General features: G+C 59.5%; 13 protein-coding genes. 6 read left to right on the forward strand and 7 right to left on the reverse strand.

The genetic code is table 11. The features are described from left to right. Positions 1–35: 35 nt before the first annotated feature. Entirely contained in the window at positions 36–1,181 is a 1,146-nt protein-coding gene (ssuD, locus tag BLV61_RS25205; protein ID WP_047527303.1) for an FMNH2-dependent alkanesulfonate monooxygenase, read from the reverse strand. A gap of 10 nt (positions 1,182–1,191) precedes the next feature. After that, the gene (gene msuE, locus BLV61_RS25210) at positions 1,192–1,755 is read right to left on the reverse strand and encodes an FMN reductase (RefSeq protein WP_047527304.1); all 564 of its coding nucleotides are present in this window, start codon (positions 1,753–1,755) and stop codon (positions 1,192–1,194) included. Between the two features lie 489 nt (positions 1,756–2,244). Between msuE and BLV61_RS25215 the strand changes: the two genes are divergently transcribed. The 4 genes from BLV61_RS25215 to BLV61_RS25230 all read left to right on the forward strand — a co-directional run bounded on the left by BLV61_RS25215 (position 2,245) and on the right by BLV61_RS25230 (position 6,468). Then, entirely contained in the window at positions 2,245–2,514 is a 270-nt protein-coding gene (locus tag BLV61_RS25215; protein WP_047527305.1) for a hypothetical protein, read from the forward strand. Between the two features lie 101 nt (positions 2,515–2,615). Beyond that, entirely contained in the window at positions 2,616–3,230 is a 615-nt protein-coding gene (locus BLV61_RS25220) for a LysE family translocator (RefSeq protein ID WP_047527306.1), read from the forward strand. 204 nt (positions 3,231–3,434) lie between these two features. After that, positions 3,435–4,592, forward strand: coding sequence for a cysteine desulfurase family protein (locus tag BLV61_RS25225; RefSeq protein WP_090468154.1), 1,158 nt, complete (start codon positions 3,435–3,437; stop codon positions 4,590–4,592). A gap of 64 nt (positions 4,593–4,656) precedes the next feature. Beyond that, positions 4,657–6,468, forward strand: a complete 1,812-nt coding sequence (locus BLV61_RS25230; protein ID WP_090468156.1) for an aminopeptidase P family protein — start codon at positions 4,657–4,659, stop codon at positions 6,466–6,468. Here the strand turns inward: BLV61_RS25230 and BLV61_RS25235 are convergent. Beyond that, positions 6,461–7,381 (reverse strand): LysR family transcriptional regulator, encoded by a 921-nt coding sequence (locus tag BLV61_RS25235; RefSeq protein WP_208604214.1) that lies wholly within the window; start codon positions 7,379–7,381, stop codon positions 6,461–6,463. The two genes, BLV61_RS25230 and BLV61_RS25235, sit on opposite strands and share 8 nt — an antisense overlap. A gap of 103 nt (positions 7,382–7,484) precedes the next feature. Here BLV61_RS25235 and BLV61_RS25240 point away from each other — a divergent pair, with 103 nt between their 5' ends. Beyond that, a complete protein-coding gene (locus BLV61_RS25240) occupies positions 7,485–8,483 on the forward strand; it encodes a zinc-dependent alcohol dehydrogenase family protein (protein WP_090468160.1) in 999 nt (332 codons plus the stop codon). On the opposite strand, the gene BLV61_RS25245 is transcribed toward BLV61_RS25240, so the two are convergent. Together BLV61_RS25245 and BLV61_RS25250 are read right to left on the reverse strand one after the other, a co-directional pair. Next, the gene (locus BLV61_RS25245) at positions 8,480–9,070 is read right to left on the reverse strand and encodes a 2-hydroxychromene-2-carboxylate isomerase (protein WP_090468163.1); all 591 of its coding nucleotides are present in this window, start codon (positions 9,068–9,070) and stop codon (positions 8,480–8,482) included. The genes BLV61_RS25240 and BLV61_RS25245 overlap by 4 nt on opposite strands. Before the next feature lie 36 nt (positions 9,071–9,106). Further along, positions 9,107–9,835 carry an SDR family oxidoreductase gene (locus BLV61_RS25250; protein ID WP_090468166.1) on the reverse strand — a complete coding sequence of 243 codons (729 nt, stop codon included), beginning with the start codon at positions 9,833–9,835 and terminating at the stop codon, positions 9,107–9,109. Positions 9,836–9,924: 89 nt separating this feature from the next. On the opposite strand from BLV61_RS25250, the gene BLV61_RS25255 reads away from it, so the two are divergent. Then, complete coding sequence (locus tag BLV61_RS25255) at positions 9,925–10,485, forward strand: TetR/AcrR family transcriptional regulator (protein ID WP_047527317.1); 561 nt, start codon at positions 9,925–9,927, stop codon at positions 10,483–10,485. 15 nt (positions 10,486–10,500) lie between these two features. On the opposite strand, the gene BLV61_RS25260 is transcribed toward BLV61_RS25255, so the two are convergent. Both BLV61_RS25260 and rhtA read right to left on the reverse strand, forming a co-directional pair. Continuing rightward, entirely contained in the window at positions 10,501–10,782 is a 282-nt protein-coding gene (locus BLV61_RS25260) for a hypothetical protein (protein ID WP_047527319.1), read from the reverse strand. A 167-nt stretch (positions 10,783–10,949) separates the two neighbouring features. Further along, positions 10,950–11,837 (reverse strand): threonine/homoserine exporter RhtA, encoded by an 888-nt coding sequence (gene rhtA, locus BLV61_RS25265; protein ID WP_090468169.1) that lies wholly within the window; start codon positions 11,835–11,837, stop codon positions 10,950–10,952. Positions 11,838–12,028 lie beyond the last annotated feature (191 nt).

Genomic DNA, 12,028 nt, shown 5'->3' on the forward strand with positions numbered 1-12,028 from the left:
CGCGAGCAGGCTCGCTCCTGCAGGTAGTGCGTGGGTCAGGCCTTGGTTTTGGTCGGCAGCACATCATTGGCGATCATTTCGCCAAACGGCCCGGTGAGATTGGTGACGCCACGCCCGGCGAGACTCGCGTACGGCTCGGGCAGCAGCGGGAAGACCAGTTCGGCAAAGCGATACGCTTCTTCGAGATGCGGGTAGCCAGAGAAGATGAAACTCTCGATCCCCAGGTCCGCGTACTCCTTGATGCGCGCGGCGACCTGCTGTGGGTCGCCGACCAGCGCCGTCCCGGCACCGCCACGCACCAGGCCGACACCGGCCCACAGATTGGGCGAGATCTCCAGGTTGTCGCGCCGCCCGTCATGCAGCGCGGCCATGCGCCGTTGGCCCTCGGAGTCGAAGCGCGAGAACGACTTCTGTGCGGCGGCAATGGTTTCGTCGCTGATGTGTTCGATCAGTTTGTCTGCGGCTTTCCACGCTTCTTCAGCGGTTTCGCGGACGATCACATGCAAACGAATCCCGAACTTCACGGTGCGCCCGTGACGGGCGGCACGTTCACGGACATCGGCGAGTTTCTGCGCCACGGCGGCCGGTGGTTCGCCCCAGGTCAGGTAGACATCGACCTGCTCGGCGGCCAGGTCGTGTGCGGCATCGGACGAGCCGCCGAAGTACAGCGGCGGATAAGGTTTCTGCACCGGTGGATACAGCGCCTTGGCGTTCTGGACCCGCAGGTGTTTGCCTTCGAAGTCCACCGATTCGCCTTGCAATACCCGGCGCCAGATTTTCAGGAACTCGTCGGTGACTTCATAGCGTTCGCTGTGATCGAGGAAGCTGCCGTCGCCACGGTTTTCGTCGGGATCGCCGCCGGTCACGACGTTGATCAGCAAGCGGCCACCGGATAGCCGATCCAGGGTGGCGGCCATGCGCGCCGACACGGTGGGCGAGATAATGCCCGGGCGGATCGCCACCAGATAACGCAGGCGCTCGGTGAGCGGCACCAGGGCTGAAGCGATCACCCACGAGTCTTCGCAGGAACGCCCGGTGGGAATCAATACACCGTGATAGCCGAGGCTGTCCGCGGCCTGTGCCACTTGTTTCAGGTAGTTGAGGGTGACCGGGCGTGCGCCCTGAGTGGTGCCCAGGTAATGGCCGTCGCCGTGGGTCGGCAGAAACCAGAAAACATCCATGACGAATTCCTTAAGCGATTTTCAGCAGATTGTTGGGGTGCACGCCGAACAACGGCGCCGCGCGTTCTGCAGCCAATTGAATGCGGGCCCTGAGCAGTTCGCTGGTGATCTGGTAATTGGAGAAATCGGCTTCGGTGGCATAGACGCCAATCGGCAAGGTCAACGCCTGGAAAAAACTGAACAGGGGGCGCAGCTGATGATCGAGCACTAGCGCATGACGTTCGCTGCCACCGGTGGCGGCCAGCAGTACCGGGGTGTTGACCAGTGCATTCAGATCGATCAGGTCGAACAGGTGCTTGAGCAGGCCAGGGTAGGAACCGCGATAAACCGGCGCGGCGACAATCAGCAGATCGGCGTTTTCAATCGCTTGCAGTTCGGCTTCGACGTCCTCACTCAGTTCCTGGCGAGACAGCGCCGCGCCCAATGGCCGGGCGATGTCACCCAGTTCGATCAACTTGCTCTCGATCGGCAGTTGCTCGGCCAACTGCGCCAACAGCGCTTGGGTCAGCACCAGGGTGCGGGAGGGACGCCAGGTGCCGCCGGAGACGGCAACGACTTTCAATGGACGCGACATGATCAGTTCCTTTTTAAACAGTTGCTGTGGGAGCAGTGAGTCATCACTGGGCTTTTCCCCATTGAGCAAGAGCTGTACCAATCCCTCGAAGCCACGTTTTACGGGGCTTGCGGCGAGTTGATCAGGCCGCGCTGTTGATTTCTAAGGGCTGTTTGTTGATTGACTGTTGCCTGGCGAACAGTTGCATGAGCAACAGTGCGTCAGCGGATGCCGTTGTTATAAAGGCAATTTGTTATTCCTCAAAAGATCGTTGATTGATATTTATAGATTATTTGGATATATAAGGGGCCCTGTAGAGCTGGGTTGCCAGCGATGACGGCACCTGGAACAGCGCGAAGTTCAGGTCGACACGCCCCCGAGACGGCGCCTGCGGTCTGGCAACATCAGGAAAACTCGATAGCGACTATCGAGCACGATGATTTTTACCCGGCCAAAGGCGCGAGTAGCCTGTGTTCATTGCCCCGAACCCAGATGCCAGGACGCCTGAACATGAAACCTCTGATCGCCACGTTGTTGCTGCTGACCGTCTCCGTTCTCGCCGGATGCGCCAGCCAGACTTCGCCGGAGTTGCGCCCTTACACCGCTGAAGAATCGAGGGAGCTTGCGCTGGAGGCGTTGAATCGCCGGGGTCTGTCCTTCGATGAATACCAAGCGAAAAAAGCTGAATTGCTCGGCGAACCGCAAAAATCGTTCGGCTTCGACAAGCAGGGTGAGATGAACGCCGGACGCGCTGTACAGCTGCACGGTCGCCCGAGCTAAGCGAAAACTGTACTGCCGGAAGTTTTACCCAACTGTCCGTGGGTTTCCCCCGGGGTGTGCGATAGGGTCGTTACCTGATTGACCCTGATGGACTGCCTCCCATGACACTCTCGCTTGATCTGCTGCTGGGCTTCGCCCTGTTCGCCCTTGTCACTTCAATCACGCCTGGCCCAAACAACACGATGTTGTTGGCATCCGGCGTGAACTTCGGCTTTAACCGCACCATTCCTCACATGCTTGGCATTACCTGCGGATTTTTCGTGCTGGTCGTGGCGGTGGGCTTTGGCCTGGGTGCGGTGTTTCAGACGTATCCATTGCTCTACACCGTGCTGCGTTATGTCGGTGCCGCGTATTTGCTGTATCTGGCGTGGAAAATCGCCCATTCCGGGCCGGTCTCGGACGGCGAACAGGCTGGGGGGAAACCCATCAGCTACCTCGGCGCCGCTGCGTTCCAATGGGTCAACCCCAAAGCCTGGATCATGGCCATTGGTGCCATCAGTACCTACACGCCGATGCAGGGTTATTTCACCAATGTCATCGTGATTGCCGCGGTATTCGCCCTGATCAACCTGCCGAGCGTTGGCGTTTGGGCTGCGTGCGGCACGCTGTTGCGTAACGTCCTGAAGGACCGTCGCTGGTTGCGCTTGTTCAACTGGGGCATGGCCGCGTTGCTGGTGGCTTCGCTGTATCCGCTGTTGCTCGAAAGCTTTCGCTGACGCATTGCTTCAACCGGTCGCCCGATGCCTGTTAAGCTCCCTTTTCAGGAGCGTTCCTACGCACTTTTAATGAAGTGGCACTTCTTTAACAGCATCCGATCAGGTATTGGTAACGTTCTGAAACCGGGCGCCGCTCACGAGGCTGCGTGTTGATGTTTACAGTGACGAGCCTCCTGATCCCGGAACACGCTCTGCGAGTCTTTTATGAATAAACGTCCGTTGTATTTCGACTATGCCGCCACCACGCCGGTGGATGAGCGGGTCATCAAGGTCATGGTCGAGTGTCTGGGTTTCAGCGGCAACTTTGGCAACCCGGCATCCAGCTCCCACGCATTCGGCCAACAGGCCCGGCAAACGGTCGAGCAGGCACGGCGCCAGGTCGCCGAACTGGTCGGCGCCACGCCTGAACAGATCGTCTGGACTTCCGGCGCAACCGAATCGAACAACCTTGCCCTCAAGGGCGTTTCCCAGGCCCGCGGCGTTGCCGGCGGCCACATCATCACCAGCCAGATCGAACACAAGGCCATCCTCGATACCGCAAGACAATTGCAGGACGCGGGTGTGGCAGTGACCTATCTGGTGCCGGACGCCGACGGCCTGATCACCGCGCAAGCCGTCAGCGAAGCCATGCGCGAGGACACCTTCCTGGTGTCGCTGATGCTGGTCAACAACGAGCTGGGCACGGTCAACGACATCCCGGCCATCGGCCAGGTGGTGCGCGATCGCGACGCCTTGTTTCATGTCGATGCGGCGCAGGGTGCGGGCAAAGTGCAGATCGATCTGGCGCAATGGCCGGCGGATCTGATGTCGTTCTCGGCGCACAAACTCTATGGCCCCAAAGGCATTGGTGCGTTGTATGTCGGGCCGCGCGCGCACCAGCGTTTGCAGGCGCAGATTCACGGTGGTGGTCACGAGGGTGGCCTGCGTTCCGGGACCCTGGCCACTCACCAGATTGCCGCCATGGGCGCGGCATTTGCCCTGGCGGCGGCTGCGTTCGATCACGAAAAAGCCTTGATCGTGGGACTGCGTGAACGCCTGCTCGATCAATTGCTGGGCATTCCCGGCGTGCGCCTTAATGGCAGCCCGACCCGGCGCATCCCTCATACCCTGAGCCTGACCTTCAGTGAAGGCGAGTTCAATTCGGCGGCGTTGCTCGCGTCGATCGCGTTTTCCGCGACCTCGGCCTGCAATTCCGCAAGCAATGCCCCGTCCCATGTGCTGCTGGCCCTGGGGCATGACGCGCGTTTGGCGAGTCGCACCATTCGCTTGAGCCTGGGGCGTTTCACCACCGAGCAGGATATCGATCAAGCGGTACAACTGATTAAAACGGCCTGCGCCAGTGCTCCGGCATTCTGGCAGTAGCGCCTCGAAGCGCCGACACCGATCGGCGCTAAACAATAATGATGAGTGGTTAGCAGGAGTCATGATGAGTACGCAGTCTTCGATCAATGGATCGGTGCCCCAGCGCCTGGTGCAAACCCGTGAACTGATGAGCCACGAGGGTATTCACGCCCTGCTGGTGCCGTCGGCGGACCCGCACCTGTCCGAATACCTGCCGGGCTACTGGCAGGGCCGGCAGTGGTTGTCGGGCTTCCATGGCTCGGTCGGCACCCTGATCGTGACTGCGGACTTTGCTGGTGTCTGGGCCGACAGCCGTTACTGGGAGCAGGCGACCAAGGAACTCAAGGGCAGCGGCATCGAACTGGTCAAGCTGCAACCGGGTCAACCGGGGCCGCTGGACTGGCTGGCTGAGCAAACCCCGGAAGGCGGTGTGGTCGCGGTCGATGGTGCGGTGATGGCCGTGGCCTCCGCACGTACGTTGAGCGGCAAGCTGGAGGAGCGTGGCGCTCGTCTGCGCACGGATATCGATCTGTTGAGCGAGGTCTGGAGCGACCGCCCGAGCCTGCCGAATGCACCGATCTATCAGCACTTGCCTCCGCAGGCGACCGTCAGCCGTGGCGAAAAACTCGCCATACTGCGGGAAACCCTGCTGGCGCGCGGCGCTGACTGGCATTTCATCGCCACCCTCGATGACATCGCCTGGCTGTTCAACCTGCGCGGCGGCGATGTGTCGTTCAATCCGGTGTTTGTTTCCTTCGCCTTGATCAACCAGCAGCAGGCCACCCTGTTCGTGGCGTTGAGCAAGGTCGATGCCGAGCTGCGTGCGGTCCTTGAACAGGACGGCGTGACCCTGCGCGATTACAGCGAAGTGGCCGACGCGCTGCGGGTCGTTCCGAAAGGGGCGAGCTTGCTGGTCGACCCGGCGCGGGTCACGGCGGGATTGCTGGATAACCTCGACAGCGGCGTCAAGTTGATCGAAGGCTTGAACCCGACCACCCTGGCCAAGTCGCAAAAAAGCCTGGCTGACGCCGAGCACATCCGTCAGGCCATGGAGCAGGATGGCGCGGCGCTATGCGAATTCTTCACCTGGCTGGACTCGGCACTCACGGGCAGCGAACGCATCACCGAGCTGACCATCGATGAGAAACTGACCGCCGCCCGTGAACGCCGCCCGGGTTATGTGTCGCTGAGCTTCAACACCATCGCCGCGTTCAACGCCAACGGCGCCATGCCGCATTACCACGCCACCGAAGAAGAACACGCGGTGATCGAAGGTGATGGTCTGCTGCTGATCGATTCCGGCGGCCAGTACTTGGGGGGCACCACGGACATCACGCGGATGGTCCCGGTCGGTACACCGACGGCCGAGCAGAAGCGCGATTGCACTCGTGTGCTCAAAGGCGTGATTGCCTTGTCCCGTGCGCAATTCCCGAAAGGCATCCTGTCGCCGCTGCTGGACTCGATTGCCCGTGCGCCGATCTGGGCCGAAAGCGTCGATTACGGCCATGGCACCGGTCACGGCGTTGGCTACTTCCTCAACGTTCACGAAGGTCCGCAAGTCATTGCCTACCAGGCCGCACCCGCACCGCAAACCGCGATGCAACCGGGCATGATCACCTCTATCGAACCAGGCACTTACCGTCCGGGCCGTTGGGGTGTGCGGATCGAAAACCTGGCAATGAACCGCGAAGCGGGCACCAGTGAATTCGGCGAATTCCTGAAGTTCGAAACCTTGACACTGTGTCCGATCGACACCCGGTGCCTGGAGCCGTCGCTGCTGACGGAAGAAGAAAAGCAATGGTTCAATGCTTACCACGCCGAAGTGCGCGAGCGCTTGAGCCCGTTGCTCGACGGTGCGGCACTGGAGTGGTTGAACACCCGTACCGCGGCTATTTGACCGCCTGCAGTTCGGGCGCTGCTTGTAGTGCCTGGCTCATGTAGTCGACAAAGGCTTTGACCCTGGCGGATTGGCGACGATTCGCCGGGGACACCGCATGTATTGGCAGCGATTGCGCGGTGTACTCCCGCAAAATCGCTATCACTCTGCCGGCTTTCAGATCCTCGCTGAACAGCCAGACCGGCGATAACGCAATCCCCAAGCCTCCCAGCACCATCTCGCGGATCGCCTCGGAGTTGTTGCTTTGGGCGTTGCCCTTGATCCGCACCTCGTGAAGTTGTTCGTCGCGCTCGTAAACCCATAGGTTCTGACTGTTCAGCAGGTTGAATAGCAGGCAGTTGTGTTTGCTCAATTGCTGCGGTGTTTGTGGTTGACCGTGTTGCTTGAGGTAGGCGGGAGTTGCGACGGTTACCCGGTGGGTGGTACCGATGTGACGAGCGATCAGGCCACTGTCATTCAATTGCCCGATCCTGAACGTCACATCCAGACCTTCACTGACCAGGTCCTGGTTCTGATCATTCAGTTGCAGGTCGATTTCAATCTCTGGATATCGCTTGAGGAATGCCGGCAGGCGCGGAGCAATCTGCAAGCGCCCGAAGCTGACCGACGAGCCGATGCGCAGGTGACCGGCGATCATTTCTCTGCCGGATTGGAAACTGTGCTCGGCTGCATCGACGGCGGCGAGGATTTGTCGGCATTCGCTGTAGTAGCGCTGGCCTTCATCGGTCAGGGATAACCGACGGGTACTGCGTGTGATCAGCTTTCCACCCAGTTCGGTTTCCAGGGCGCGCAGTACTTTACTGATGGTCGGCTGGCTGGTCTGCATTTCCCGGGCGACGGCGGAAAAGCTGCCGCGTTCGACCACCCGGACGAAAATGGCCATTGCATTGAGTTTGTCCACGGGATTTCTCATTGATGCCAGATGGGCATGGTCACTATAGCTATTTGGCGTCTTATCGGCATGAGTAGCGTGCTGGAAGATGGCTCTACCACCACCTTTGACGGGAATAGCCGAAATGAATGACTCACTGCATATGCGCGCGCTGATGGTTGACTCTGCTAATGCCCCCCTGCGCCTGGCTTCGATTCAGCGACCGGTGCCCGGAGCCGGACAGGTACTGGTGCGGGTCGCTGCCAGCGGGGTAAATCCGTTGGACGGGAAAATCCGATCGGGGCAGGCCACCCACGCGCGCCAGTCACTGCCAGCGGTACTGGGTATGGATCTGGCGGGCACCATCGAAGCCTCAGGCGAGGACGTCCGTGATTGGCTGCCCGGCGACGAGGTGTATGCCATGGCGACGGGGATCGGCGGTGTCCAGGGTTCACTGGCTGAGTACGCGGTGGTCGATGCGCGTCTGCTGGCGCGCAAGCCGGTCAATCTGAGCATGCGCGAAGCGGCGGGATTGCCGTTGGTGTTGATTACGGCATGGGAGGGATTGGTTGACCGCGCTCGGGTGCGTGCGGGTCAGAAAGTGCTGATTCACGGTGGTGCGGGAGGTGTCGGTCATGTGGCGGTGCAAATCGCCCGCGCGTTCGGTGCCAAGGTGTTCGCCACCGGGTCGACGGGACAGCAGGAAATCATCGAAGGCTTGGGCGCGACCTTCATTGATTACCGCAAGACCTCGGTGGAGGCCTATGTGGCTGAGCACACGGACGGGGAGGGTTTTGACATTGTCTATGACACGGTCGGCGGTGAAACCCTGGATGCGTCATTCAAGGCGGCGCGGGTCTATCACGGTCATGTGGTGAGTTGCCTCGGTTGGGGGCAGCACAGCCTGGCACCGCTGTCCTTTCGCGGAGCAACCTATTCCGGCGTGTTCACCTTGTTACCGTTGTTGACAGGGAAGGGGCGTGAGCACCATGGCCGTATCCTTCAGGAGGCGGCGCGGCTGATAGAAGCGGGCAGTGTGGTGCCCATTCTCGATCCGCACCGGTTCAACCTGGAATCCGCCGAGGCCGCCCATGAGCTGCTCCTGTCGGGAGCGGCGCAAGGGCGGTTGGTCATCGACATTTAACCCAGGGCTTCCACGACGAAGTCCAGACGGTCCTGGCCGAAGAACAGCTGATTATCGACAAACATGCTGGGTGCGCCGAAAACGCCGCGTTGCACCGCTTTCTCAGTGTTGTCCTTGAGCGCGGCCTTGATGTGCTCATCGGCGGTCAGGGTCAGCACTTCGTTGGGGTCAAAGCCGTTCTCGGTCAGCACTGCCGCAACCGTTGCCGGTTCGTCGAGGTTGCGACCGTCGACCCAAAGCGCCTTGAACAGGCAATCGATGAAGGTGGCAAAGCGCTCTGGATGACGCAGCTGCATGCCGGTGACGGCGCGCATGAGCATCAAGGTGTTGATCGGGAAATGCGGGTTGAATTTCAGTGGCACGCCGTAGCGTTTGGCATAACGGTCGAGGTCCTGAAACATGTAGCGGCCCTTGGCCGGGACGGTCGCTGGCGAGGCGTTGCCGGTGGCTTTGAACACGCCGCCGAGCAGGATCGGAATATAGGTCAGCTGGCTGCCGGTTCGCTCACAGATCTTTGGCAGCTGCGTGTATGCCAGATAGGTGGCCGGGCTGCCCAGGTCAAAATAGAATTCCACGGTTTTGCTCATGGTTGATGCTCTATGCTTATTGTTATTCGGGAGGGCTTACCAGCGTTCGTTCCAGGGGCGCAGGTCCAGTTCAAAGGTCCAGGCGTCGCGTGGCTGGCTGTGCAGGTACCAGTAGTTCTCGGCAATGTGATCGGGATTGAGGATGCCGTCCTGGTCCTTGGTCGCGTACTTTTCGGGGAAGTTGTCGCGGATGAAATCGGTATCGATGGCGCCGTCGACGATGATGTGGGCGACATGGATGTTCATCGGCCCTAGTTCGCGAGCCATGCTTTGCGCCAATGCACGAATCCCGTGCTTGGCACCTGCAAATGCGGCAAAGCCTGCGGCACCACGCATTCCAGCAGTGGCTCCGGTGAAGAGGATCGTGCCCCGTTCCCGTTTGGCCATGCGTTTGGCCACTTCACGGGCATTGAGAAACCCTGAGAAACAGGCCATTTCCCAAATCTTGAAATACTTGCGGGAGGTTTCTTCGAGAATACTGCAAGGCACGTTGGCGCCGATGTTGAACACGAACGCCTCGATGGGGCCAATTTCGCTTTCGATCTGCTCGACCAGTGCGATCACGTCATCTTCCTTGCGTGCATCGCAGGCAAAACCATGGGCCTCGTCACCATTGGCCTTGATGGAATCTACCAGCGGCTGGAGTTTTTCCGCACTGCGCCGTGTGACGCAGGCGATGAAACCTTCCTGTGCAAAGCGTTTGGCGATGGCGCCACCTGTGGCATCACCTGCCCCTACAACCAGTACGACCTTCTTGTTATTCATGGGTAGCCCTTTGATAAACGATCGTTAACTGAACGAACGTTATGCTACGATCGGGCCAGCGTCAAGGCGATCAACTCAGGGGGAAGGCAATGCGTTACTCGGCCAATCACAAGCTGGAAACCAAGGAAAAACTGCTGCAAAGCAGCTCGGTGTCGGCCAAGAAGTCTGGTTTTTCCAGTGTGGGCGTGGACGGCTTGATGAAAGCGATCGGTTTGAGCGGGGGCGCGTTCTACAACCATTTCTCGTCGAAGGACGAGCTGTTCGCGTCCATTGTCGAGCGTGAGTTGCGTCAAAGCCTGGAACGACTGGGGGCTGATCAGGACCGGGATAAACTCGAGCGATGCTTGAAGCATTACTTGAGCATGTCCCACGTCGATCATCCGGAAACCGGTTGTGCATTACCGGTCCTGGGTGCCGAGATCGCCCGTTCCGACGTAGTGATACGGCAGCAGGCAGAGCACTGGATCTGCCAGCTTCAGGAAAGCTGGGCGCAGGTACTAGAGAGCGACAGCCTGGCTTGGGCCATTCTGTCGCAGTGCATCGGGGCGTTGGTGGTGGCTCGGATGCTCGTTACTCCGGAGCTGCAGCGCAGGGTGCTGAAGTCCAGTTATGATGAGACCAGCCGCCAGATTGCAAGTCCGAGAGCCTGACACGGCGGCTTCAAGCTATTTGCAGATGACGATCATGCTGCGGCTTGTATACCCGGCCGGATTGAGGCCAAAAGGGTAATCCCCCGGTTCTTCCACGACATCCCCTGACTTGGCGATGACTTTGTAGCCTTTGGGGGCGCATGAGTTCGCGGCACTCGCATAACACTTGTCCCAGGAAGACGACAGCCCGGAACAGTTGATATGCAGTCCTTTCTTGCCGTGTTTGATCTGGGTTTGGGATGTCGCCGCGCAGCCCGCAACTGCAAGTACGGCGATCAGTATCAAAATTCGTTTCATTGCTGTCCTTGTAGCGTCCCGGGTCTTTTGCCCGGGTTCGGCTGTAATCGCTTTCGCATGAAGCGTTCTGATATCCCTGTCTTGAAAAGTCCATGTTTGTCACTGGGTTGCGGGCCTAAACATGGCCTAATTGAGCGGTAAATACCAGAGTCTCGTCAATTCCTGTATCAATCTGCCGCAACAGCGGGCTTTGCGGCACTGCCCATCGTCATGGTGGCACCGACGGAAGCCAGAATGATGCACAGGATGGCCATCCACTGTGACAGCGACAAGTACTCGTGGAGGAACAGCAACCCTGAAAGGGCGCCAATAGCGGGTTCAATACTCATTAATGTGCCGAAAGTCCTGGCCGGCATGCGTGTGAGGGCGACCATCTCCAGGGTGTAAGGCAGTGCGGTGGAGAGAATGGCGACGCCGAGGGCGATCGGGATCAGTGAGGGGGTCAGCAGCGCGGCCCCCGCATGAACAATCCCGATGGGGGCTACGAACAGCGCAGCAATCATTACCCCCAGCGCGGCGGTTTGCACACCATTGTCGGCACCGGCCTTTTGGCCGAAAAGAATGTACAGCGCCCAGCAGGCACCGGCCCCCAATGCATAACCGGCACCCACCAGATCGATGCTCGCTGTGGTTGCTCCTGTGGGAATCAATAGCAGGAGACCGACAGCTGCCAGGGCGATCCATAAAAAGTCGATAGCTCGGCGTGAAGCGTAGATGGCAACCGCCAATGGCCCGGTGAACTCCAGCGCCACCGCGATCCCTAGCGGAACCGTGCGCAAAGACATATAGAAGAGGAAGTTCATTCCGCCCAGTGCCATGCCATAGACGATGACAGTGCGCAGCGATTTTGCCGTGAGCTTCGCCCGCCATGGTCGGAGCAACAGCAGCATGATTACGCTGGCAAAGATCAGGCGCAGAGTGGTGGTTCCCTGTGCGCCGACAATAGGGAACATGCTTTTGGCCAGGGAGGCTCCGGACTGGATCGATGCCATGGCTATTAATAGCAGGCCGACCGAAAACAAGGTCGAGGCAAGGCTGCGAGGCTGATCATTCATTGAGTGGCATCGTCCGAAGGTAGAGAGCTTGGGGTATTGTTCTTGGTAATGGGCAATATACTGCGCAATCGTTGCAGGCACGTCTATATATAAGCGGTGATTTTGTCTGTCTGATAGAAAACCCAAATCAGTGCTTGACGACAGATTCTGGAAGCCTATAATTCGCCCCACTTCCGGCGCAGTCGAAACGG

Origin of the sequence: Pseudomonas mohnii (genome assembly GCF_900105115.1) — a bacterium.
GTDB lineage: Bacteria > Pseudomonadota > Gammaproteobacteria > Pseudomonadales > Pseudomonadaceae > Aquipseudomonas > Aquipseudomonas mohnii.